This is a genomic window from Aeromicrobium phragmitis, assembly GCF_003674095.1.
In the GTDB taxonomy this organism is placed as follows: Bacteria; Actinomycetota; Actinomycetes; order Propionibacteriales; family Nocardioidaceae; genus Aeromicrobium; species Aeromicrobium phragmitis.
Genome location: NZ_RDBF01000002.1, coordinates 223,248 through 245,966 on the forward strand (window position 1 = coordinate 223,248; position 22,719 = coordinate 245,966).

At 70.1% G+C, this 22,719-nt stretch carries 19 protein-coding genes; 14 read left to right on the forward strand and 5 right to left on the reverse strand.

The features are described from left to right. Positions 1 to 48: 48 nt before the first annotated feature. Both D9V41_RS03925 and proC read left to right on the forward strand, forming a co-directional pair. On the forward strand, positions 49 to 996 hold the full coding sequence (locus D9V41_RS03925) for an ornithine cyclodeaminase family protein (RefSeq protein ID WP_121793226.1): 948 nt from the start codon (positions 49 to 51) through the stop codon (positions 994 to 996). Beyond that, entirely contained in the window at positions 993 to 1,802 is an 810-nt protein-coding gene (gene proC / locus D9V41_RS03930) for a pyrroline-5-carboxylate reductase (RefSeq protein ID WP_121793227.1), read from the forward strand. The genes D9V41_RS03925 and proC overlap by 4 nt, the downstream gene beginning before the upstream one ends. An 88-nt stretch (positions 1,803 to 1,890) precedes the next feature. On the opposite strand, the gene D9V41_RS03935 is transcribed toward proC, so the two are convergent. From D9V41_RS03935 to D9V41_RS03945, 3 genes are read right to left on the reverse strand one after another with little or no spacing between them, the layout of a single operon-like run. Beyond that, positions 1,891 to 3,090 (reverse strand): metal-dependent hydrolase family protein, encoded by a 1,200-nt coding sequence (locus tag D9V41_RS03935; protein WP_121793228.1) that lies wholly within the window; start codon positions 3,088 to 3,090, stop codon positions 1,891 to 1,893. Then, the gene (locus D9V41_RS03940; protein WP_121793229.1) at positions 3,087 to 4,808 is read right to left on the reverse strand and encodes a hydantoinase B/oxoprolinase family protein; all 1,722 of its coding nucleotides are present in this window, start codon (positions 4,806 to 4,808) and stop codon (positions 3,087 to 3,089) included. Before D9V41_RS03940 ends, D9V41_RS03935 begins: the two co-directional genes overlap by 4 nt. After that, entirely contained in the window at positions 4,805 to 6,850 is a 2,046-nt protein-coding gene (locus D9V41_RS03945; RefSeq protein ID WP_121793230.1) for a hydantoinase/oxoprolinase family protein, read from the reverse strand. Before D9V41_RS03945 ends, D9V41_RS03940 begins: the two co-directional genes overlap by 4 nt. A 109-nt stretch (positions 6,851 to 6,959) precedes the next feature. On the opposite strand from D9V41_RS03945, the gene D9V41_RS03950 reads away from it, so the two are divergent. The 5 genes from D9V41_RS03950 to dusB all read left to right on the forward strand — a co-directional run bounded on the left by D9V41_RS03950 (position 6,960) and on the right by dusB (position 12,147). Continuing rightward, positions 6,960 to 7,301, forward strand: coding sequence for an antibiotic biosynthesis monooxygenase family protein (locus D9V41_RS03950; protein ID WP_121793231.1), 342 nt, complete (start codon positions 6,960 to 6,962; stop codon positions 7,299 to 7,301). A gap of 106 nt (positions 7,302 to 7,407) precedes the next feature. Further along, a complete protein-coding gene (locus D9V41_RS03955; protein WP_121793232.1) occupies positions 7,408 to 8,412 on the forward strand; it encodes a sugar ABC transporter substrate-binding protein in 1,005 nt (334 codons plus the stop codon). After that, positions 8,405 to 9,949, forward strand: coding sequence for a sugar ABC transporter ATP-binding protein (locus D9V41_RS03960; protein WP_121793233.1), 1,545 nt, complete (start codon positions 8,405 to 8,407; stop codon positions 9,947 to 9,949). The genes D9V41_RS03955 and D9V41_RS03960 overlap by 8 nt, the downstream gene beginning before the upstream one ends. 5 nt (positions 9,950 to 9,954) lie before the next feature. Further along, positions 9,955 to 10,929, forward strand: a complete 975-nt coding sequence (locus D9V41_RS03965; protein ID WP_121793234.1) for an ABC transporter permease — start codon at positions 9,955 to 9,957, stop codon at positions 10,927 to 10,929. 72 nt (positions 10,930 to 11,001) lie between these two features. Further along, on the forward strand, positions 11,002 to 12,147 hold the full coding sequence (gene dusB, locus D9V41_RS03970) for a tRNA dihydrouridine synthase DusB (RefSeq protein WP_121793235.1): 1,146 nt from the start codon (positions 11,002 to 11,004) through the stop codon (positions 12,145 to 12,147). Positions 12,148 to 12,180: 33 nt separating this feature from the next. Here dusB and D9V41_RS03975 read toward each other — a convergent pair whose 3' ends face one another. After that, on the reverse strand, positions 12,181 to 13,581 hold the full coding sequence (locus D9V41_RS03975; RefSeq protein ID WP_121793236.1) for a PH domain-containing protein: 1,401 nt from the start codon (positions 13,579 to 13,581) through the stop codon (positions 12,181 to 12,183). Further along, the gene (locus D9V41_RS03980) at positions 13,574 to 14,056 is read right to left on the reverse strand and encodes a PH domain-containing protein (protein WP_243697146.1); all 483 of its coding nucleotides are present in this window, start codon (positions 14,054 to 14,056) and stop codon (positions 13,574 to 13,576) included. The genes D9V41_RS03975 and D9V41_RS03980 overlap by 8 nt, the downstream gene beginning before the upstream one ends. Before the next feature lie 48 nt (positions 14,057 to 14,104). Between D9V41_RS03980 and D9V41_RS03985 the strand changes: the two genes are divergently transcribed. The 7 genes from D9V41_RS03985 to D9V41_RS04015 all read left to right on the forward strand — a co-directional run bounded on the left by D9V41_RS03985 (position 14,105) and on the right by D9V41_RS04015 (position 22,718). Further along, on the forward strand, positions 14,105 to 14,353 hold the full coding sequence (locus tag D9V41_RS03985; RefSeq protein WP_243697147.1) for a hypothetical protein: 249 nt from the start codon (positions 14,105 to 14,107) through the stop codon (positions 14,351 to 14,353). Between the two features lie 93 nt (positions 14,354 to 14,446). Next, the gene (gene smc / locus D9V41_RS03990; protein WP_121793372.1) at positions 14,447 to 17,983 is read left to right on the forward strand and encodes a chromosome segregation protein SMC; all 3,537 of its coding nucleotides are present in this window, start codon (positions 14,447 to 14,449) and stop codon (positions 17,981 to 17,983) included. Continuing rightward, complete coding sequence (locus tag D9V41_RS03995) at positions 17,983 to 18,411, forward strand: acyl-CoA thioesterase (RefSeq protein WP_121793238.1); 429 nt, start codon at positions 17,983 to 17,985, stop codon at positions 18,409 to 18,411. The genes smc and D9V41_RS03995 overlap by 1 nt, the downstream gene beginning before the upstream one ends. Positions 18,412 to 18,793: 382 nt before the next feature. Further along, the gene (locus D9V41_RS04000; protein ID WP_121793239.1) at positions 18,794 to 19,774 is read left to right on the forward strand and encodes a hypothetical protein; all 981 of its coding nucleotides are present in this window, start codon (positions 18,794 to 18,796) and stop codon (positions 19,772 to 19,774) included. 179 nt (positions 19,775 to 19,953) lie between these two features. After that, the gene (locus D9V41_RS17730; protein WP_166375906.1) at positions 19,954 to 20,091 is read left to right on the forward strand and encodes a hypothetical protein; all 138 of its coding nucleotides are present in this window, start codon (positions 19,954 to 19,956) and stop codon (positions 20,089 to 20,091) included. 9 nt (positions 20,092 to 20,100) lie between these two features. After that, positions 20,101 to 21,282 carry a signal recognition particle-docking protein FtsY gene (ftsY, locus tag D9V41_RS04010; protein WP_121793241.1) on the forward strand — a complete coding sequence of 394 codons (1,182 nt, stop codon included), beginning with the start codon at positions 20,101 to 20,103 and terminating at the stop codon, positions 21,280 to 21,282. Positions 21,283 to 21,410: 128 nt separating this feature from the next. After that, positions 21,411 to 22,718 (forward strand): ammonium transporter, encoded by a 1,308-nt coding sequence (locus tag D9V41_RS04015; protein ID WP_208006728.1) that lies wholly within the window; start codon positions 21,411 to 21,413, stop codon positions 22,716 to 22,718. Position 22,719: the final 1 nt, after the last annotated feature.

Below are 22,719 nucleotides of genomic sequence, written 5' to 3' on the forward strand. Positions count from 1 at the left end.
GGTGCGGCGCGACGATCCCGCCCACGCGATCGGAGGAGCCAGCGCCTCATGACCGACACCATCGCCTACCTCGACGCCGCCGCGGTGGCGCGACTGCGACCACGAGACGCCGTCCAGGCGCTGGTCGTTGCGCTCCGCGAGGGGCTCGACCCGGCCCGGTCGACGCCGCGCCAGTTCGTCCCGCTGACCCATGGCGACTACATCCTCATGCCGGCGGAGCACGGCGCGGACACCGGCGTCAAGATCGTCACCGTGGCGCCGGGCAACCGTGAGCACGGCCTGCCGCGCATCCAGGGGCTCTACGTGTTGTTCGACGCTCGGACGCTCGCGCCCCGGGCCGTCCTGGACGGCATCGAGCTGACGGCGTTGCGGACGCCCGCGGTCTCGCTCGCCGGGGTCCGGCAGCACCTGCTCGCCGACACGTCGCCGCTGCAGGTCGTCGCCTTCGGCGCCGGCATTCAAGCGATCCGCCATGTCACCACGACCGCCGATGTCGTCGACGGCGTCCGCGAGATCGCCTCGGTGACCTTCGTGGTCCGCGACCCGGAGCGAGCGGACCTCCCGGCCGAACTCGCCGGCGTCGCCTGTGACGTGGTGCAGGTGGGCTCGGTCGAGGCTGACCGGGCCGTGGGGCAGGCGGGCATCGTCCACTGCGCCACCTCGGCTCGCGAGCCGGTGTTCGACTCGGCTCTGCTGCGCGACGACGCGATCGTCATCGCGGTGGGCTCGCACGATCCGGACGCGCGCGAGGTCGACGAGAGGCTGCTCGGGCGCGCGCGGGTGATCGTCGAAGACCGCGCCCCGGCGCTCCGGGAAGCCGGCGACGTCGTCATGGCCGTCGAGGCAGGGACGTTCGACGCCGCCGATCTCGTGACGCTCGCCGACGTGGCCGGAGAAGACGTCCACCCCGCGGGTCGTCCCGTGTTCTTCAAGTCCGTCGGTATGGCGTGGGAGGATCTCGTCGTCGCAGCCGCCGTGATGGAGGCACCTCGATGAAGGTCGCCATCCTCGGCCTCGGGTCGATCACCCGCGGCATCCTCGCCGCCCTCGAACAGGCCCCCGAGGTGACCGAGGTCGTGGCGACCCGTCGCGCTCCGGGACGGCGCGAGGGCGATCCGGAGCACGCGGTGATGCTGTTCACCGACGAGGACCCGGCGGCCAACCGGCGCGCCGTCGCGGAGGCGGACGTGGTCTTCGTCTGCGTCAAGCCGCATCAGTTCCCTGCGATGCTCGAGGAGATCGCTCCGGTTCTCGAGCCGGCGTCGGTCGTGGTGTCGGTCGCAGCGGGAGTCAGCTTCTCGACGTTGCGACGGTGCACCGGTCCCGATCCACGCCTGGTCCGCCTTATGCCCAACACCCCGACCGGAGTGGGGGAGGGTGTGGTCGGGCTCCTCACCGAGCACGAGGGCTCCGAGGAGCACACGCTGCTGGCCGAGTGGTTCTCCCGGGTGGGATACGTCGTGCCGCTGCCGAACGAGGACGCCGTCAACGTCCTGAGCGCAGTCTCCGGCAGTGGTCCCGCCTACGTCTTCCGCCTGGCCGAGGCCATGACGAACGCCGCGCTCGACACGGGGATGTCCGCCGACCACGCCGAGGCGGCGGTGCGCCAGACGATCATCGGAGCCGCCGCGCTCCTCAAGGAGTCGCGGCTTTCGGCCGAGGAACTGCGGCGCCGGGTGACGAGTCCGGGCGGCACGACCGAACGCGCCGTCGCGGTGCTGGAGAGCGCATCGCCCGATGCGCTGTTCACTGAGGCGTTCGCTGCGTCCGTGCGCCACGCCCGAACGCTCGATCGTTCCTGAACCGTCCGCGCCTGGCGAGGCGGAGAAGAAGCCCCGGGCGGCCGCACCATGGTGGTGTGGCCGCCCGGGGCTTCTCGTGCAGCGTCGCTCAGCCGATGAGCACGCCGTCGCGGACCACGGTGCGGGGCCGGGTGTCGTCCCAGAGCACGCTCACGTCCTGGTAGGGGTCGGCCGAGAGCACGACCATATCGGCCGGGGTGCCGACGGACAGCGAGCCGAGCTCGGGACGGCCGATCAGCGCGGCGTTGACCACGGTGATCGATCGCAGCAGCTCCTGAGGCGTCTGCGCCTCGGCCTGGAGTCGCAGCCCCTGCAGCTGATCGTCCTCCAGATCCCCCATCAGGTCGCTGCCGAAACCGACGGGGACGCCGGCGCGCGCCGCGAGCTCGATGGCTCCGCGCCCGGCGTGCAGCACCTCCGCGTTCTTGGCCTGGCCGACGGGGGAGAGGCCCGCTTCGGCACCGCGCCGGCTCATCGAGTCGTAGGGCGCCAACGTCGGCACGAGATACGCCCCGTGCTCGGCCATGACCCGCGCGGCTTCCTCGTCGATGAGGTTGCCGTGCTCGATCGATCGAACTCCGTTCGTGACGGCGTGAACGACCGCCTCGCTGGAGTAGGCGTGCGCTGCGACGTAACTGCCGCGGCGGGTGGCCTCGTCGGTGACCGCTTGGATCTCCTCGGCGGAGTACTGCGGGATGCGCAGCGGATCGGTCGGGGACACCACCCCGCCCGACGCCATGATCTTGATGGCGTGGGCACCTTGGCGGAACCGGTCGCGGACGGCCCGGCGCAGGTCGTCGACGCCGTCGACGACCTCGTTCATATGGCCGTGGCCGAAGCACAGGTCGAGATCGCCGGGCCGCGGATCGCCGTGGCCGCCGGTCTGGCTGAGCGCCGCGCCGGTGTACAGGTAGCGCGGCGCGAGGAAGAGCCCCTCGTCGATCGCGGAGGCGATGCCGGGATCGCCCCCGGCCACGTCCCGCACGGTGGTGAAGCCCCGTCGGACGGCCGCCGCGAGCCGACGCGTCGCGTTGACCGCCACGTAGCTCAGCGGCCGCAGTTCGAGCTCCAGCCCGCCGAGGCACGTCGAGTAGGCGTGGAAGTGGGCGTCGATGAAGCCGGGCACGACGGTGGCCCCGCCGAGGTCGACCGAGGGGGCGCTCGTCGCGCCCACCTCGCCGACCTCGGCGATGGTCCCGTCCTGGATGAGCAGATCGCCCTCCACGACGTCCCCCGTGGCCGGGTCCAAGAATCGGCCCGACCGCAGGACGAGGTCGGTGCCGCTCATGCGGTCGCCCGGGCGTCGCGGCGTTCGGCCGTCGCGGTGTGGTCGACGGCCAGGGTGTCGTCGATGACGACTCCGTACAGCTCCGCGGCCTTCTCGCGAGTGACGAAACCGTCGATGACGTCGTCGAGGACGCGCTGCGGATCGCGCTCGTACGGGTCGCCGTAACCGCCGCCACCGCCGGTGACGTTGGCGAGGGTGCTGCCGGCAGGGCGCGGGTAGGTGCCGCCCTGCAGGACGCGCTCCTCGGCGGTCCCACCGTCGAGCACGATCTTGGCGGGCACCGCTTCCTGACCGTCCTCGAGCGCCCACGGCGCGGACTTGGTCTTGTACACCAGGCAGATGCCCGTCGAGTCGGCCTCGAAGCGGTAGGTGCGGTTGACGCCCACACCGCCGCGGAAGCGGCCGGCGCCACCGGAGTCGGGCACGTATCCGTACGACTCGATGAACAGCGGGGCCTTCATCTCCAGCACTTCGACGGGGTTGTTGCGGCAGCCAGGCTCGGACAGGTGCATGATCCCGTCTTCGCCGTCGCCGCCGGCGTGGGCACCGAAGCCCACGGCCTCGTTGGTGGCCTCGAGCCACGCCTCACCCGTGCGCGGGTCGGTGCCCCACCCCATCATCGACGAGACGTCGCCGCCCGAGCACGCGGGAATGCGGTCCGGCATGCCCTGCGCGAGCGCCTTCAGCACGACCTCGCCGGCCAGCAGGCCGGTCCAGAGCGTGAACGTCGGCATCGGGTGGACGGCGTGCATGACCGAGCCCGGTTCGGTGACGACGCGCAGCGGCGCGAAGTTGCCCGCGACCACCGGGCTGTCCGGGGTGGTGATCGCCTTGAACACGAGGCTCGACAGTGCCTCGGTCTGGCCGACCGGAAGATTGATCGGCCCCTTGACGTCCTTCGCGCTGCCGGTCCAGTCCACGATCATCTCGTCGTCGGTGATGGTCACCGTGGCCTTCATCTTGACGAGGGTGTCGCGGTCGATGCCGTCGCTGTCGACGAAGTCCTCGGCGCTCCACGTGCCCTTGGGAAGCTTCGCGAGCGCGAGGCGGGCGAGCTTTTCGCCGTGCTCGTTGATCGCGACCATGGCGTCGAGGAGTTCCTGCGTGCCGTACTTGGCGGCGACCTCCTGCATCCGTCGCACGCCCGTGACGCAGGCCGAGACCTGCGCCTGGATGTCGCCGATGGTGCGCTCGGGCATCCGGCTGTTGAACCGGATGAGGTTGAGGATGTCGTCGTTGGGCTCGCCGGCGCGGTACAGGCGGCTCGCCGGGAACACCAGACCCTCCTCGTACGCGTCGACCGAATCCAGCACGTAACCGGGGTTCTTCTGCTTGAGATCCAGCACGTGGATGCGGCACGACGAGAAGCCGATCAACGCACCGTCGACGTGGATCGGCGCGAACACGAGCGGATCGAGCGTGTGCGCCGAGGACCAGTACGGGTGGTTGAGGATGAAGACGTCGCCCGGCGCCATGTTCTCGGCACCGAGGTACTCGATGGACTTCTTGATGCCGTGGTCGTTGCCGCGGGTGAAGATCGCGATGCCGGGCGCGTCGGCGACGACGTCGCCGTTCGCGTCGTGCAGGCCGATGCCGTAGTCGTGGATCTCGTAGACGACGGTGTTGTACGCCGTGCGACACAGGTTGCGCGCCATCTCCTCGGCGCCGGCCAGCAGGCTGTGACGGATGACCTCGAGGGTGATCGCGTTGCTGCTCATCGGTTCTCTCCTTCGGCCTTGATGTGGATGACGAGCTCGCCGAGCGGCCCGACGACGAGGCGATCGCCCTCGTGCATCACCGTGGTCGCGGTGTGCTCGGCGATGACGGCGGGTCCGGCGATCTCGTCACCGGCGAGCAGCGACTCGCGGCTGAACACCCGGTACTCGCTCGCAACGCCGGTCGCGTGCACGTCGCGGCGGCTGATCGGCTCCGGCGTGCCCTCCGCACGCTGGTCCATGCGGGGCCACGATGGCTTCTCGACGACACCCGTGGCCTTGAGCCGCAGCGTGGTGATCTCGACCGGATCGCTCATCGTGTGGCCGTAGAGGCGATGGTGCAGGACCGCGAACTCCCCCTCGATGGCCGCGATGACGTCGGCGGAGTCCTCGGGGTAGACGACCGTGGCGGAGTGCTCCTGGCCGGCGTACCGCACGTCGACCGTGCGCTGGTAAGCACGGTGCTGCGGGCCGAAGCCCTCCCGCTCCAGCGCCTCCGCAGCCTCGACCTCCATGGCACCGAACGCCTCGGTGAAGAAAGCCGGATCGACCTCGCGCAGCGGCCGCACGGACGTCCGGGCGAAATCATGCTGCACGTCGGCCATCAGCATGCCGAGCGCCGAGAACGCGCCCTGTCCCGGCGGGACGATGACGCGGGGGATGTTGAGTTCGCGCGCGACGTCGACGGCGACCAGACCGCCACCGCCGCCGAAGGACATCAGGGCGAAGTCCTGCGGGTCGCGACCGAGCTCGACGGTGATGGCGCGGACGGCGCCGACGATCTTCATGTTGGCGATCTGGACGGCGCCACGCGCGAGTTCCTCCACGCCCATACCCAGTCGTTCGGCCACACTGGCGAGCGCCTTGTCCGCGAGCTGCTCGTCGAGCTGGAGATCCCCGCCGAGGGCGACGTCGGCACCGAGGTAGCCCAGCGCCACGGCGGCGTCCGTGAAGGTCGGTTCGGAGCCGCCGCGTGCGTACGCGGCGGGACCGGGGTCGGCCCCCGCGCTCTGCGGGCCGACCTGCAGGGCGCCGGCTTCGTCGAGGGAGATGATCGAACCGCCGCCGGCGCCGATCGTGTGGATGTAGAGCGAGGGGGTGTTGATCGGGAGTCCCTCGAACTCGGCCCCCTGGTACATGACCGGCTCGTGGTCGAGGACGAGGGAGGCGTCCAGGCTGGTGCCGCCCATATCGATGGTGATGATGTTGGGCTCGCCGAGTTCGTGCGAGAGCGCGGCGGCACCCACCACGCCGCCGGCGGGACCGGAGAGGATCAGGTTGACCGGCTGCTCCGCCGCTGCCTGAGCCGTCATCGCACCGCCGCCGGAGCGCGACATCAGGAAGCGGCCGTCGAAGCTGCCGCTGGCCAGCTCGTCGGAGAGCTCGCGCAGATAGTTGCGCACGATCGGCTTGATGTAGGCGTCGAGCACCGCAGTGCTGGTGCGCTCGTACTCGCGGTACTCGCGGGACAGCTCGTGAGAGAGGGTCACCTCGACGGCGGGCGCGACCCGGGCGAGCACCTCGCCCATGGCGATCTCGTTGGCGGGGTTGGCGTAGGCGTGCAGGAACCCGACCGCGACGGCCTCGTAGCCGCCCTCGGCGATCTCTCGGGCGACGCGTTCGGCGTCGGCGAGATCGAGCGACGTCATGACCGAACCGTCGTAGCGCGTCCGCTCGGTGACCTCGAACGTATCGCGCCGCCGGACCAGAGGAGCGGGCTTGCGATAGGTGATGTCGTACATCGCCCGCCGGTCGGTGCGCCCGAGCAGGTAGACGTCGCGGAAGCCGCGGGTGCCGATGATGGCGACCCGGGCGCCGGTGCGGGTCAGCAGGGAGTTGAGCCCGAGCGTGGTGCCGTGGTTGAACGACGCCACCTCATCGAGCGGTGCCTCCGCCTTCGCGAAGGCGTCGAGCACGCCCCGCTTCGGGTCGCGCGGCGTGGTGGGGACCTTCTCGAAGCGCAGGACGCCGGTAGCGGGGTCCAGCTTGACGACGTCGGTGAAGGTCCCTCCGACGTCGATGGAGATGCGGGTACTCGGGGACATGTTCCTCTCCCATCGAATGGTCACGATGTGAGTAATATGTCACACCTCACCACGTCGTGGCGAGACCCAGGCCACGATTTACCCAACCGTCACATTCCGAGGAGTTCCGATGATCCGCACGATCTTGACGTTCACGCCCGACCCTGCCGCGATCGAGGAGATCGAGCGGATCTACGCCGCAGGCGACGTCCTGGCCTACTCCCTGGAGCAGACGCGCGCCCTCGCCTCGGAATTGGCCGTGGACATCGACGACCCCGAGCATCCCGAGATCGTCGTCACCGCGCTGTGGCCCGATGAGGCGGCGTACCAGGAGTGGCTGGATCATCCGCGGCGGGCCGCCGCGGCCCCCGGGCTGCCGGAGTTGGTGGGCCCCGTCGGGGCGGCGCGCCGGTACGAGGTGCGGCAGCGCGTGGTGAAAGCCGAGGACCAGAGCGTGCGGCACGATGTGTGAGTCGCAACCGGGAATTAACACGAAAGTGGTGGCGCGACACGACGTGATGGGTAATATGTCACACACCAGTGGGTGAGGCCCACGCCACACGGAAGGTACAGAAAGCATGCGCAGACCGCACAGTATGGTCCTCGGGGCGTCCGCCCTGGCGGCGACGCTCGCCCTGAGCGCCTGTGGGGCCGACGGCGGGGGGTCGTCCGACGGGTACCAGATCGCGTTCCTCGCGGCCTCGAGCCAGAACGGCTACAGCCAGGCCGTGTACGAGGGAATCCAACAGGCTGCCGAGGACGCCGACGTCGAGGTCTCGGTGAAGATCCTCGACGGCCAGTTCGACGCCAATACGCAGCTGTCGCAGTTGCAGAACGCCACCACGACCGGCCAGTACGACGGCGTCATCGTCGTCCCGAACGACGGGCCCAGTCTCGCGGCCGCGTTCCCGCTGCCGAATGAGATGCCCGTCGCCACGGTCCTCGCGCCGATCGGGCCGGACATCAACGAGATGGAACCGCAGGTCGAGGGCGTGACCACCACGGTGGCTGTGCCGCCGGTCGAGGCCGCTGCCAAGCAGGCCGAGCAGGTCGTCGACTACTGCGCCGAGCTCGACCCGTGCAAGGTCGTCCTGATGCTCGGGCAGCTCGACACCCCGCTCGACACGGCGCGCCGGGAGGCGTACGAGCAGGCCTTCGCAAGTCACGACAACATTCAGGTCGTGGCGACCGTCGAGGGCGGCTACGACCGCGACCAGGCGATGACCTCGATGGCCAACGTGCTGCAGGCCAACAGCGACTTCAACGTGCTGTTGTCGAACGCCGACCAGGACGCGTTGGGCGCCACCCTCGCCATCGAGGACGCCGGCATCGACCCGTCGAGCGTGTTCATCACCGGCGGTGGCGGCACCAAGGAGGCGGTGGAGAACGTCAAGTCCGGCCGTTGGGCCGCCGACTACCTCAACTTCCCGGTCAGCATGGGCAGCGCCGCAATGGACCAGGTCCTCAACGCCCTCGAAGGACGTGAGGTCGAGTCGTACGTGAACGCCGACGAGGTCGGCGGCACCGAACCCTACGCGACCAAGGAGACGCTCGGTGACTTCGTCGGCGAGTGGAATGGCTGAGCGAGTCCAGCCGATGGCCGGGCCCTCCACGGAGGGCCCGGCCGCCTTGGTCGAGGTGCGAGGCGTCTCGAAGCGTTTCGGCGGGACGCTCGCCCTCGACGAGGTGAGCGTCGAACTCCGCGCCGGCGAGGTCCACGCGTTCGTGGGTGAGAACGGCGCCGGCAAATCGACCCTCGGCAAGGTCGTGGCGGGGATCTACAGCCCCGATGCGGGCGAAGTCCGGGTTCGCGGGACGCAGGTCGACCGCTGGGATCCCGCGCGCGCCCAGGCCGCGGGGGTCGCGATGATCGCGCAGGAGCTTGCCCTCGTTCCCGAACTCACCGTGGCCGAGAACGTGTTCCTCGGCATCGAGCAGCACCGCTGGGGCGTGCTGCGCGGCGGCCTCAAGGCCCGCTACCGCGCTCTCGACGAGCGGGTGGGATTCGGGCTGGACGCCGACACGGTGGTGGCCGAGTTGAGCATCGCCGACCAACAGAAGGTCGAGATTCTGCGTGCGCTGGCCCGGGAGGCCAGGGTCATCGTCATGGACGAGCCGACGTCGTCGCTGTCCGCGCACGAGACGGCACGCTTGCATGAGGTCATCGCCGCGTTGTGCGTCCAGGGCTGCGCGGTCGTCTACGTCTCGCACTTCCTCGACGCGGTACTCGAGGTCAGCGATCACGTGACGGTCCTCCGCGACGGCGTCCGCATCGCCTCGCGCCCGGTGGCGGGGATGTCGAAGGACGACGTGATCGAGGCGATGCTCGGACGCAAACTCGAGTCGGTGTTCCCGCCGAAGCCCGATCCGCCGAACGGTGTGGAGCCGGTGCTGCGGGTCGAATCGCTGGCGACCGAGACGGGCGTCGTCGACGCGAGCCTGACCATCCGGCCCGGCGAGATCGTGGGTCTTCTGGGTCTGGTCGGCAGCGGGCGGTCCGAGCTCGCCCGCGCGCTCTTCGGCGCGGACGGACGTACCGGCGGCCGCGTGTGGTTCGACGGACGCGAACTGCCCGAGCGGTGGTCGGTCTCGGATGCCGTAGCCGCGCAGATGGCCTTCGTACCCGAGAGCCGGCATCACGACGGGCTCGTGCTGGAGCGCTCCGTGCGCGAGAACGTCGCGCTGGCGCATCTGAACCGGTTCACGTCCACCGGCGCTCTGTCGAGTCGCTCGGAGAAGGACGTCGTGCGGCGCACGATGGAGGACCTGGAGATGCGCCCGCTGGCGATCGAGCTGCCGGTCGGCGGATTCTCCGGTGGCAATCAGCAGAAGGCGTTGCTGGGCCGCTGGCTCCTCGGGGCCCCGAAGCTGATGATCCTCGACGAGCCGACCCGCGGCGTCGACGTCGGCGCCAAGCGCACGATCTATCGCGCGATCGCGGACATGGCCGCTCGTGGCATGGCGGTCTTGGTGATCTCCAGTGAGCACGAGGAAGTGCTCGGACTGGCCCACCGGGCCTATTTGGTGAGCGGCGGCCGCACTGTCGCAGAGGTCGACCCCGACGCGGTGTCGGCCGACGAAATCGTGAGGACGTTGTTCTCCGTCGAGGACGAGGAGTAAGACCCATGGCAACCACGACCGCTCCCGCATCGCGCACCTTCACGGGTCGCGACGCCCTGCTCTTCATCCGCGACTATGCGGTGCTGTTGCTCATCGCGTTACTCGTCGTCGTGCTCGCGGTGGTCTCGCCGTCGTTCTTCTCGGCGGCGAACCTCATGAACATCGTGAATCAGAACGTGCCGCTCGCGATGATCGCCGCGGCCGGGACGTTCGTGATCATCTCGGGCAACTTCGACCTGTCCACGGGCGCGATCTTCAGCGTCGGTGCCGTCGTCGCCGCCTACGTCGCCGTCGAGACCCAGAACCCGTGGCTCGCGCTGGCGGCCGCCCCGCTGTGCGGTCTGCTGCTCGGCGTCCTCAACGGCGTCGCCGTCACGACGCTCAAGGTCCACTCGTTCCTGGCGACGCTGGCCACCAGCATGGTGTTCAGCGCGATCGCGGTGCTGATCACCAAGGGCTCGCTCATCACGGTGTCCGTCGAGGGGTTCAGCACCCTGGGCCGCGGTCGCATCGGGTTGGTCTTCTACGCGGTCATCGTCATGGTCGTGTTCGTCGCGCTGCTGTGGTTCCTGCTCAACCGGACCGTCTTCGGCCGCCACGTCTTCGCGGTGGGCGGCAACCAGCACGCCGCTGAGCTGTCGGGCGTGCGCGTCTCGCGGCTGCGCCTCTCGGTCTTCGCGCTCAGCGGTCTGGCGGCCGGTCTGGCCGCGGCGATCGGCGTCTCCCGCATCGCCAGTGGTCAGCCGCAGGTCGGCCTCGGGATGGAACTCGATGCCATCGCCGCCATCATCCTCGGCGGCACGAGCATCAACGGCGGTATCGGCGCGGTATGGCGTTCGGTTGCCGGCGTGTTCCTCATCGCGCTGATCGGCAACGGGTTCGACATCATGAACCTCAACCCGCAGCTCAAGGACCTCGCGACGGGCGTCATCATCCTCGCTGCGGTGGGCCTGTCGGCGATCGGCGGCCGCCGCCGCTGACCCCGGGGCGACGGCCGCGACTCTCACCGGGTCGCGGCCGTCGGCATTGCCCGGCTTGCGACACTGGATCCCATGCCCACCGCGACTCTTCCCGACCGTCTCGTGCTCGGCGACGTCGAAGTTGACACGCCGGTCGTGCTCGCTCCGATGGCCGGCGTCACCAACGCCGCGTTCCGGCAGCTGTGCGCGGAGCAGGGCGCGGGGCTCTACGTGTGCGAGATGATCACGTCGCGCGGCATCGTCGAGGGCGATCGCACGAGTCTGTCGATGCTGACCTTCGCTCCGAACGAGAAGATCCGGTCGGTGCAGCTGTACGGCGTCGATCCGCGTACGGTCGGTGAGGCCGTTCGGATCCTGTGCGACGCCCACGGCGTCGATCACGTCGATCTGAATTTCGGCTGTCCCGTCCCCAAGGTCACCCGCAAAGGCGGGGGAGCGGCCCTGCCGTGGAAGGCCACCCTGCTCGGTCAGATCCTCACCGAGGCCGTCGAGGCGGCTCGCCCCTACGGGGTGCCCGTCACGATGAAGACCCGCAAGGGGATCGACGACGACCACCTCACGTTCCTCGACGCGGGCCGGATCGCCGAGGACACCGGTTGCGCCGCGATCGCCCTCCATGGGCGGACGGCCTCACAGCACTACTCCGGCCGCGCCGACTGGTCGTCGATCGGTGAGCTGAAGGCCGCGGTCTCCTCGATCCCGGTCCTCGGCAACGGCGACATCTGGGAGGCGTCCGACGCCGTCGCGATGGTCGAGCAGACCGGCTGCGACGGCGTGGTCGTCGGCCGCGGCTGCCTCGGCCGCCCCTGGCTGTTCCGCGACCTCGCCGCGGCCTTCTCCGGGAGGACCGTCCAGGAACTGCCCACGCTCGGCGAGGTCATGCACGTGATGCGCCGGCACGCCGAGCTCCTGGGGGACTGGCTCGGTGAGGAGCGCGGCTGTGTGGAGTTCCGCAAGCACGTGGCGTGGTACCTCAAGGGCTTCCGCGCCGGCAGTCGGGTCCGCGAGAACCTCGGCAAGGTCTCCTCGTACGCGGCGCTGGACGCCTTGCTCGCCGAACTCGATCCGTCCGAGCCGTACCCGGTTTCCGAGCTCGGCACTCCGCGCGGGCGCCAAGGCTCGCCGAAGAGGGTCCACCTGCCCGACGGCTGGCTGGACTCTCGCGAACTCGCCGGCAGCGTCGACGCCGCCGCCGAGGACGCCACGAGCGGCGGCTGAGCCTCCCGCGCGACCGCGGCTCCCCGCGCGCCGTCAACTCGCGGTCGGTGGCACCGGAGGAGCGGGGACGTGCCGCGCCCGATCGAGTTGTTCGAGGGCGACCACGCGCGCCGTGTCCGCGTCGAGGTGCCGACCCGCGGCGTCCACGGGTCCGGGCGGGGTGTGCACCTCGACCGTCGCGACACCGCGCCGGCGCTGAAGCGGGCCCTGGCGTAACGCCACCGACTGCGTCTTGTGATGCGGGACGAGGTCGGTCGTGCGCTGAATCCACCCCTCCTGCGCGAGGAACGTCCGATCCGTGGCCGCCACCCACCGGTAGCGCCAACCGATCGGCGCGAACACCCACGAGCGCGGCGACGCCACGACGCGCTCGACCACGGCCGGGTCCGAGTGCGGGATGAGTTCCTCGGCGACGGCCCGGGCGAGCAGCGGATCGGCGATCGGGAGGAGAGTGGTGTCGGAGACGCCGCTCTCCTCCTCGGCCGATGCGCCGTAGCCCGCGACGTCGACCGAGAGGCGCTGCCATCCGATCTTGCGCCAGAGGAACGGCTCGATGACGGCGATGCCCTGGACCCGCTCGAACGGGATCGTCTGCGAACTGCGCGAGAGCAGACCGCGCTCGATGCGCAACCCGCGCGCGCCGCGCGAGAGCGTGAAGTTCCACTGGGCGATGACGCGCGTGCCGATGATCTGTACCAGCCAGAATCCGGCGGGAATGATCCCGCCGAGCAGCGCCCAGGCGTCCGGGACGACGAACCCCACCGCGAGCAGTACGACGATCGCACCGGCCGAGATGAGGAAATCCAGGGAGAGCAGTGTGCCGACGATGATGCGATCAGGCGAGACGACGGCGATGACGGTGCGCTGTTCCTCCGGGATCGTCTCGCCCTCAGACACGTGGGTACCGTGCGCCCGCGACAGCAGCACGCGGCGCAACTGCCGGGCTTCGTCCAGCCGCAGGAAACGCAGCGTGGTGCGCGACTCGCTCCCACCGGCCATCTCCATGTGGAGCTCGGCGAGGCCGAACAGTCGGGCGAGGAACGGCTCGTCGATGTCGACCGACTGCAGCCGCTCGTACGGGATGCGCCGGGAGGTGCGGAACAGCACCCCCGATTCGATGCGCGCCTCCGTGCCGTCGATGAAGTAGCGGGTGAACCGCCAGCGCAGGTATCCGGCGACCAGCCCGATGACGAGACCGCCCACCACCGCGGCAACGAGGCTCAGCAGCCCGCGGACGACGCCGAAGCCGTCGCCGTTGAAGAACGCGTTGAACAAGCCGATTGCGCCGCCGGCGGCCCAGAGCCCGCCTTGCACGAGAGCGGTCAGCGGGTGCGTGCGGCGTCCCTGTGTCTGGGCGCCCTCGGGCACCGGGGGAGTGCCCGGCGCCTCAGCGGGCTCCAACGGCAGGTCGGCGTCCTCGTGGGGCTCAGACACCGGCGCCTCGCGAGTCGCCGAGCTCGGTGAGGCGGTTGCGCAAGCGATTCGCCTCGTCGATCGGAACGCCCGGGATGCCCGCCGCCGTCTTGGTGCTGGCGGTGTGCAGTGTCACCGTGGCGAAACCGAAGTGCCGCGCGATCGGGCCGGCCTCCACGTCCACGAACTGCATCCGGCCATAGGGGACGGCGACGAGCCGGCGGAACATGATGCCGCCGCGGACGACGAAGTCCTCCGGCGCCTCCGTGTACCCCCAGCTGCGCTGATTGCGGGGAGCCCACCACCACACCCAGGCGGCGCCGAGGGCGCCGACGACGATGGCCGGCACGCCTGCCCACCAGATCAGGACGGTGAGCACCGCACCGATCAGCACGAGGACGGCACCGGTGATCACACCGAGCATCCGGCGGGCGGTAGCCAGGCGCGGCGAGACGCCCACCCAGTCTCCGGTCGGGGACGTGAACAAGTCAGACACCGTCCCACCCTATTTGACCGGTCTCCCGCACCGGTGGGATACTGGCAGATGGCAGTCATCGCTGCCCATCCCATCGGCAATTCCCTGCAAAGGACAGTCATGGCCAAAGCGCTCGTCGGTTACCTGGCAGGCCCGTCGTACGATCATGCCGCCCCGGAGCTGGCTCGGCTCCGCCGCCGCGTTGCTGATCTCGAGAACGAGGTCGCTCGACTGAAGGCCGAGAACGACGGCCTCGTCGAGGCGCTCGGCTCGCGCGTGGACGACGTGAGCGAGCTGCTCGAACCCGTCACCCACTGATCGTCCGCGGCGACACCGGGACGGCTCCCCTGGGAGGGGAGTGGTCCGGTCTAGGGTGAGCCCTAGCAGTCCAGTCCGCCGTCAGGAGCCGTGGTGTACCTCAAGACCCTCACGCTGCGGGGCTTCAAGTCCTTTGCGTCGTCGACGACGCTGCAGCTCGAGCCCGGCATCACCGCCGTGGTCGGTCCCAACGGTTCCGGCAAGTCCAACGTCGTCGACGCCCTGTCGTGGGTCATGGGCGAGCAGGGCGTCAAGTCCCTGCGCGGCGGCAAGATGGAGGATGTCATCTTCGCCGGCACGGCCGGTCGGCCGCCGCTGGGGCGTGCCGAGGTCGTCCTGACCATCGACAACTCCGATGGCGCGCTCCCCATCGACTACACCGAGGTCACGATCTCGCGGACGATGTTCCGCAGCGGGGGTTCGGAATACGCCATCAACGGCAACACCTGCCGGCTGCTGGACGTCCAGGAACTGCTCAGCGACTCCGGTATCGGGCGGGAGATGCACGTCATCGTCGGGCAGGGCCAGCTCGACAGCGTCCTGCGCGCCACCCCCGAGGAGCGCCGCGGCTTCGTCGAAGAGGCGGCCGGCGTGCTCAAGCACCGCAAGCGCAAGGAGAAGGCGCTGCGCAAGCTAGAGGCGACGCAGGGAAACCTGACCCGGCTCGGCGACGTGCTCACCGAGCTGCGTCGTCAGCTCAAGCCGCTCGGCCGCCAGGCCGAGGTCGCGCGCAAGGCCGCGGTGATCCAAGCCGACGTGCGTGATGCTCGCGCCCGGCTCCTCGCCGACGACATCGTCACCGCTCGCGACACGATGGCCACGGAGCTGGCCGACGAGCAGGCGCTCAAGGAGCGCCGTACGGCAGCGGAGATCGCGCTGCGCGAGGCGCGCGAGGCCGAGGCGGAGCTCGAGCAGGCGCTGGCCACCGACGCGCCCACGCTCGCCAAGGCGCAGGACACCTGGTACGCGCTGACGAGCCTGCGCGAGCGGTTCAACGGCATGGCGGGGTTGGCTCGCGAGCGTATCCGTGTCGCGGAGTCTGAGTCGGACGACCGGGTACCCGGTCGCGATCCCGATGAGCTCGAGGCCGATGCGCGGCGCGCCCAGGAGGAGCATGCGGCCCTTCAGCAGTCCGTGCAGGAGGCAGCCGACGCTCTCGAGGCCGCGATCACACGGCGCCAGAGCGCCGAAGAGGAGTACACGGCCGAGGAGCGGCGGATCGCCGGCCTGTTGCGCGCCGCTGCCGATCAGCGCGAAGGACTGGCCCGGCTGCACGGTCAGCTCAATGCGCTCAAGAGCCGCGCGGCCGGCGCGGACGAGGAGATCGGGCGACTAGAGTCGTCGGCGGCCGCAGCGCGCGAGCGCGCCGCCCGGGCGCACCGCGAGTTCACCGCGCTGGAGAGCCAGATCGCCGGTCTCACCGCGGGTGAGTCCGGCCTCGACGAGGAACTCGAGGCCGCTGAGGCGGAGCTGGCAAGCGCCGAGGAGGCGGTCGAGACGCTCACGGCGCGCCGGCACGAGGCCGAACGCCGCCACGACGCGCTGCGGGCGCGCAAGGAGGCCCTCGAGCTCGGACTCTCGCGCAAGGACGGTGCCGGTGCCCTGCTCGCGGAGTCCGATGCGATCGACGGTCTGCTCGGGTCGGTCGCCTCGCTCATCACGGTCCACGCCGGGCACGAGGTCGCGCTGGCGACCGCCCTCGGCGCCGCCACCGACGCGCTCGCCGTCGCCGACGTCGACGCGGCGATCGGTGCGATCGAGCGGCTGCGCAGCAGTGACCTCGGTCGGGCGGGCATCGTCGTCGGCGGGGGAACGGACGACGACGACGGTTGGCCCGAGCTTCCCGCCGGCGCGCGCTATGCGATCGATCTGGTCGACGCTCCGGCCACCCTTCGTCCGGCTTTGCGCCGGCTGCTCAGCCGAGTCGCCGTCGTCGACGATTTGGCCGCGGCGCGCCGTGTGGTCGCCCAGGTTCCCGAGGTCCAGGCCGTTACCGGCACCGGGGACCGGCTTGGTGTGCACTTCGCCGAGGGTGGGTCCTCGGGCGGCCAGAGCCTCATCGAGGTCACCGCGGCCCTCGACGAGGCCGAAGCGGAACTGACCGCGGTCACGGCAACGCTCGACCGCTTGCGCTTCGAGGCCGAACAGGCCGGCCAGACCTTGACGCAGGCGCGTGACCGGGTCGAGGCGGTGCTCGACCGGCTGCACGAGTCCGATGCCACGATGTCGGCCGTCGCCGAGAAGCTCGGCGAACTCGGCACCACCAGCCGTGCGTCGACCGAAGAGGCGGAGCGGCTCGAGGCCTCGATCGAGCAGGCCAAGGCGGCCCGAGACCAGGCGATGAGCGGACTCGCCGAACTCGAGGAACGCGTCGCGCTCGCCGAGCAGGCCCCGGACACCGAGCCGGACACCACCGAGATGGAGCGGCTCGCCGAGGCGGCGTCCTCCGCGCGACGGGCTGAGACCGACGCACGACTCGCGCTGCGCACGGCCGAGGAGCGGGCGCGGGCGCTCGCGGCCCAGGTCGAGTCGATGCTCGCCGACGCGGCGGCCGAGCGCGAGGCCCGGCAGCGAGCCGCGGAGCGCCGCGAGCGTCGTCGTCGCGAAGCCGCCGTGGCCGGCGCGGTCCTGCGAGGGATCGAGCAGGCGCTCGCGCGACTGGAGACCTCCGTCGCCGTCGCTGCGGCCCGCCGCACGCAGATCGAACAGGACCGCGCCGGCCGCGAGGAGCAGTTGCGGCTGACGCGGTCGCGGCTGCGCGAGCTCGAGGCCGAGCTCAAACAGCTCACGGATTCGGTCCACCGCGACGAGATGGCGCGCTCGCAGCTTCTGCTCAAGCTGGAGCAGTTGCACGAGCGGGCGCTGCAGGAAGTCGGCATCGAGCCCGACACCCTCGTCGCCGAATACGGCCCGGACCAGCTGGTCCCGGTCATCGGCGACGAGGACGCCGAGCCCGTCGCGTTCGTGCGCGAGGAGCAGGTCAAGCGACTGCGCAACGCCGAGAAGTCGCTCGCGATGCTCGGCAAGGTCAACCCGCTGGCGCTCGAGGAGTTCTCGGCGCTGGAGGAACGGCACCAGTTCCTGTCCGAACAACTCGACGACCTGAAGAAGACCCGCCAGGACCTCCTCGACATCGTCGACGAGGTCGACCAGAAGGTCGAGCAGGTGTTCACCGAGGCCTGGCAGGACGTCGAGCGGGAGTTCACCGACGTGTTCGGCCGGCTGTTCCCCGGCGGCGAGGGCAAGCTCGTGCTGACCGATCCGTCATCGATGCTGACCACGGGCATCGACGTCGAGGCCCGCCCGCCGGGCAAGAAGGTCAAGCGGCTCTCGCTGCTGTCCGGAGGCGAACGGTCGCTCGTGGCGGTGGCTTTCCTGGTCTCGCTGTTCAAGGCGCGACCCAGCCCGTTCTACATCCTCGACGAGGTCGAGGCGGCGCTCGACGACACCAACCTCGGGCGGTTGCTGGAGATCTACGAGGAGCTGCGCGCCACCAGCCAGCTCATCGTCATCACCCACCAGAAGCGCACGATGGAGGTCGCCGACGCGCTGTACGGCGTCTCCATGCGCGGCGACGGTGTCTCGGCCGTGATCAGTCAGCGCCTGCGCGAGGAAGAGGAGTCCGCCTAGTGGGGCAGGAACGCGCGCGCGGCGACTACCCCGTGGTCCGCACCATCAGCACGCGGTGGGAGGACGAGGACGTCTACGGTCACGTCAACAACGTCAAGTACTACTCGTACTTCGACACCGCCGTGAACGGCTACCTGCTGGACGCCACGGGGGTCGACATCCGCCAGCTGGACGCGTACGGCATCGTCGCCGAGACCGGCTGTCGTTTCCTGCGCGAGCTGCGGTTCCCCCTGCCGGTCGAGGCCGGGCTGGTCGTGACGAAGCTCGGTCGCTCCAGCGTCGTGTACGAGATCGGTCTGTTCCAGGGCGAGGCGCCCGAACCTGCCGCCGTCGGGAGGTTCGTGCACGTCTACGTCAGCGGGAGCGACCGCGCCGTCACCCCCGTCCCCGAGGCCATCCGCGCCGTCCTCGAACCCCTCACCCACTGACCCGATTCACCACGCCTTCCCCGTCCGTTCCAGGGCGGCGAGTGGTGCAATCTCGCGCTCCGGTTCCGGCGAGTGGCGCAATCTCGCGGACTAAGAAGCGCGATCGTCGCGAATCTGCACCGCTCGCGCAATAATCTGCACCACTCGCGCGGCTGGTGCGGTCCACATGGACAGAAGGGCTCCGAGCGCCTATGCCTGCGCCGTCCTCCGCGAGTGGTGCAGTTTGGCGACCCGGCGGTCGCGATCGTCGCGGATCTGCACCACTCGCGCAACAATCTGCACCACTCGCGGACGGCCGCCGGCGCAGCGCCCGAACGGCACCCGGGCCGGGGCTGTGGATAGTACGCGTCACGGATCCGCGAGACCTGCGCAAGGTACGGGCATGGACGCCTTTCGACATGAGCAGGCGCGTGCCCTCGGCATCACGCCTGCGCAGCTGCGCGGTGCTCGGTTCGCTCATCCCGTCGACGGCGTCGCGATGGACGCGCGCACCCAGCACGATCTCGTGCCGCGATGCCGTGCTGTGGCGCTGCGGTTCGGGCCGCAGGATGTCTTTACGCACCTCACCAGCGCGGCGTTGCGCGGGTGGTGGTTGCCACGAACCGATCTCGACCTCCTCATCGGCTGCACTAACGGCGACGCGCCGCACCTCGAACGACGCGGCGTGTACCTGCGTCGGTGCGCCATCCCGCCGGAACACCGGACGCGATATCGCGGCGTTCCGGTGGCGTCGGCCGCGTGGACGATCATCGAGTTGGCCGAACACCTGTCGTTCTTCGATCTGGTCATCGCGATCGACAGCGCACTGCAGTTTGGGCACGTGACCGAAGATCAGATCCGTGCCACGATGCGGCCGGGTCGACGCGGCGTGCGCACTCTTCGCCGAGCGTTGACGTACGTCGACGGGCGATCGGAGTCGCCGGGGGAGTCGTCACTACGGCTCGTGTATGTGCTCGCCGGTGTACCCGTCGAGGTGCAGCCCGAGCTCAGGAACGACATTGGCGAGGTGATCTGGCGGCTCGATCTTCGTATTCGCGGTACGCGTTACGCCCCCGAGTACGACGGGGGAGCACACCGGTCGCCGGAGGTTCATCGCCGCGACCTGCGACGCGACCGACTGCTCGCGCGGTGGGGCGTCGAGCGCTGGGGCTACACGCTCCCGGATGTCGTTTCGGGGTTCGAGGAGATCGTCGGCGATGCCGTCCGCGTGCTGGGCTGGCCGGTTTCGCGATGCCCGACGGACCTCCTGCGCGACGAACTTGGGGCATCCGCCCTCACGGCAGCCGGACGCCGGGCTCTGACCGAACGGTTGCGCCGTTTCGTCCGCACCGAGCCTCCACGGTCGGTCCGCCGGACGGGTTGAGCGCACGCTCTGCGCGACAGTCGCGCAAAGCCGACCGTGCGAACGGCGCGGTTCGCCACCGAGTGGTGCAGATCGGTTCGCGAGTGGTGCGAATTCGCGGCTCCGGCGGTGTGCGGCGACGAATTTGCACCACTCGCGAGCCGACCGAGCATCTGGACCGGGACACGGCGGACGCGCTGATGGACGACATTCTCGCGCTGGCACCCCACCGCAGCGTCATGGTGATCAGTCACGCTCCGGACGTGCTGGCGCGGTTCGATCGGGTGATGACGCTCGGCGCGGAGCCGGTCCCTGTCCCGGCGCCCGCGACCTCATAGGGTGGACGTGTGACCACCGAACTGCTCATCGCCCTGCTCATCGGCGTCGTCGTGCTGGCCGGCGCCGGCATCGGTCTGCTCGTGTCGCGCAAGAGCCGGGGGCTGCCGCCGCCCGACGAGCTCGACGCGATCACCGAACGCACGATCGAGCACCCCGAGGAGCCCGAGCCCGGGCCGGTCGACGACGGCCTTCTGGAGGACGACTTCGTCGAGATCGTCGAGGCGCCGACCGAGCCCGAGACGCCGGCGGCGCCCACGATCGAGCGTCCCGAGGCGCCGCAGGGCCGTCTCATGCGCCTGCGCGCGCGTCTGGTCCGCTCGCAGAGCAGCCTCGGTCGCGGACTGCTGAGCCTGCTCGGCGGCGGCGACCTCACCGAGGACGACTGGGAGGAACTCGAGGACACGCTGCTGGCGGCCGACGTCGGCGTCGAACCCACGCGGGAGCTCGTCGAGAACCTCCGCAATCGACTGCGCGTCGAGGGCGTGTCCGACCCGGCCCGCGCTCGCGAGATCCTGCGCGAGGAGCTCATCGGTGTGGTCGGCCCCTCGCTCGACCGCTCCCTCAAAGCCACCGGCGACGACGGCAAGCCGGGCGTCGTGCTCGTCGTCGGCGTCAACGGCACCGGCAAGACCACGACGGTCGGGCGCCTCGCGCGCGTTCTGGTCGCCGAGGACAAGACCGTCCTCCTCGGCGCCGCCGACACCTTCCGTGCCGCCGCGGCCGACCAACTGCAGACCTGGGGCGAGCGGGTGGGCGTTTCCACGGTGCGTGGCCCCGAGGGCGGCGACCCGGCGAGCGTCGGCTTCGACACCGTGAAGCAGGGCATCGCCGACGGCTCCGATGTCGTGCTCGTCGACACCGCCGGCCGACTGCACACCAAGGCCGGCCTCATGGACGAACTCGGCAAGGTCAAGCGCGTCATCGAGAAGCAGGCGCCGGTCACCGAGGTCCTGTTGGTCATCGACGCCACCACCGGCCAGAACGGCCTCACCCAGGCTCGCGTGTTCTCCGAGGTCGTCGACGTCACCGGCATCGTGCTCACCAAGCTGGACGGCACGGCCAAGGGCGGTATCGTCATCGCCGTCCAGCGCGCCCTCGGCGCGCCGGTCAAATTCGTGGGCCTCGGGGAGGGGGCCGACGACCTCGCGCCGTTCGATGCCGAGGAGTTCGTCGACGCGCTCCTGGCCTGACATCGGCGCGTAACATTTCTCGCCGGCTCGTCACGTGATCGCAACAGACGCGTGCCGACCGCGAAACGGCGGAACCGCACTGTGGGATGGGGCGCGATCGCGTCCCTGTCGTCCCAAGGGGAGGTTCCATGGATACCGGCCAGGCCGCCTGGATGCTGGCGTCGAGTGCGATGGTGCTGTTGATGACGCCCGCGTTGGCGTTGTTCTACGGCGGCATGACTCGCTCGAAGTCCGTCCTGAACATGATGATGATGTCGTTCGGCGCGATGGGCGTCGTCGTTCCGATCTACATCCTGTGGGGGTGGTCCGCGTCCTACGGCACCGACCTGTTCGGTGACGGCGCGGCCGGTCTCATGGGCAATCCCTTCGAGATGTTCGGTCTCGCCGATGTGCAGGGCGCCATCGGCGAGGACGGCTCGGGCGCGCTGATCAGCGTCGCGTTCCAGATGACGTTCGCGATCCTCACCGTGGCGCTCATCAGCGGTGCCATCGCCGACCGGGCCAAGTACTCCACGTGGCTCGTGTTCGCCGCCATCTGGGTGACGCTGTCGTACTTCCCGCTGGCCCACATGGTGTGGGGCGGCGGCTTCCTCAGCGGTGAGGACGGCAGCCTCGCCAGTCTGCTGTACGACGGCGTCGCGCCGATCGACTACGCGGGCGGCACGGTCGTCCACATCAACGCCGGCGTGGCCGGCCTCGTCCTCGCGCTCGTCATCGGCGCGCGTCGCGGCTTCGGCAGCGAACCGATGCGGCCGCACAGCCTGCCGCTGACGATGCTCGGCGCCGGCGTCCTGTGGTTCGGCTGGTTCGGGTTCAACGTCGGGTCGTTCGTCTCCTACGACGACCTCGACTTCGCCACCTCCTGGGTCGATGAGACCGGGCTGGTGTGGATCAACACCACCGCGGCGACTGCGGCCGCCATCCTCGGTTGGCTCGTCGTGGAGAAGATCCGCGACGGCAAGGCCACCAGCCTCGGTGCCGCATCGGGCATCGTCGCCGGCCTCGTCGCCGTCACCCCGGCCTGCGGCGCGCTGAGCCCGCTGGGATCGCTCGTGCTCGGCCTCGTGGCCGGCGCGCTGTGCGCCCTGGCGGTGGGCCTGAAGTACCGGTTCGGCTTCGACGACTCGCTCGACGTGGTCGGCGTGCACCTCGTCGGCGGTCTCGTGGGCACGGTCGGCATCGGTTTCCTCGCGACCTCCGGCGGCCTCTTCTACGGTGACGGCGTCGCCCAGTTGGTCGTGCAGACCGTCGTGGCGCTCTTCGCGGTCCTCTGGGCCGGTGTCGTGACGCTCGTCATCGCCCTCGCGCTGAAGGCCGTCATGGGATGGCGGGTCGATCCCGAGGACGAGGTCGCGGGTATCGACTTCGCCGAGCACGGCGAGTCCGCATACGATCTGGCCAGCACTGGCGGAACCACGTTCAAGACGGGAGCCTGAC

Excerpts from the sequence above, each read along its gene's own strand:
- dusB (WP_121793235.1), top strand. The coding sequence starts at position 11,002 with ATGCCCACCGCGACTCTTCCCGACCGTCTCGTGCTCGGCGACGTCGAA.
- D9V41_RS04000 (WP_121793239.1), top strand. The coding sequence starts at position 18,794 with ATGGACGCCTTTCGACATGAGCAGGCGCGTGCCCTCGGCATCACGCCT.
- D9V41_RS03955 (WP_121793232.1), top strand. The coding sequence starts at position 7,408 with ATGCGCAGACCGCACAGTATGGTCCTCGGGGCGTCCGCCCTGGCGGCG.
- D9V41_RS03960 (WP_121793233.1), top strand. The coding sequence starts at position 8,405 with ATGGCTGAGCGAGTCCAGCCGATGGCCGGGCCCTCCACGGAGGGCCCG.
- D9V41_RS03950 (WP_121793231.1), top strand. The coding sequence starts at position 6,960 with ATGATCCGCACGATCTTGACGTTCACGCCCGACCCTGCCGCGATCGAG.
- D9V41_RS03965 (WP_121793234.1), top strand. The coding sequence starts at position 9,955 with ATGGCAACCACGACCGCTCCCGCATCGCGCACCTTCACGGGTCGCGAC.
- proC (WP_121793227.1), top strand. The coding sequence starts at position 993 with ATGAAGGTCGCCATCCTCGGCCTCGGGTCGATCACCCGCGGCATCCTC.
- D9V41_RS04015 (WP_208006728.1), top strand. The coding sequence starts at position 21,411 with ATGGATACCGGCCAGGCCGCCTGGATGCTGGCGTCGAGTGCGATGGTG.
- D9V41_RS03935 (WP_121793228.1), bottom strand. The coding sequence starts at position 3,090 with ATGAGCGGCACCGACCTCGTCCTGCGGTCGGGCCGATTCTTGGACCCG.
- D9V41_RS03945 (WP_121793230.1), bottom strand. The coding sequence starts at position 6,850 with ATGTCCCCGAGTACCCGCATCTCCATCGACGTCGGAGGGACCTTCACC.
- D9V41_RS03925 (WP_121793226.1), top strand. The coding sequence starts at position 49 with ATGACCGACACCATCGCCTACCTCGACGCCGCCGCGGTGGCGCGACTG.
- D9V41_RS03940 (WP_121793229.1), bottom strand. The coding sequence starts at position 4,808 with ATGAGCAGCAACGCGATCACCCTCGAGGTCATCCGTCACAGCCTGCTG.
- D9V41_RS17730 (WP_166375906.1), top strand. The coding sequence starts at position 19,954 with ATGGACGACATTCTCGCGCTGGCACCCCACCGCAGCGTCATGGTGATC.
- D9V41_RS03985 (WP_243697147.1), top strand. The coding sequence starts at position 14,105 with ATGGCAGTCATCGCTGCCCATCCCATCGGCAATTCCCTGCAAAGGACA.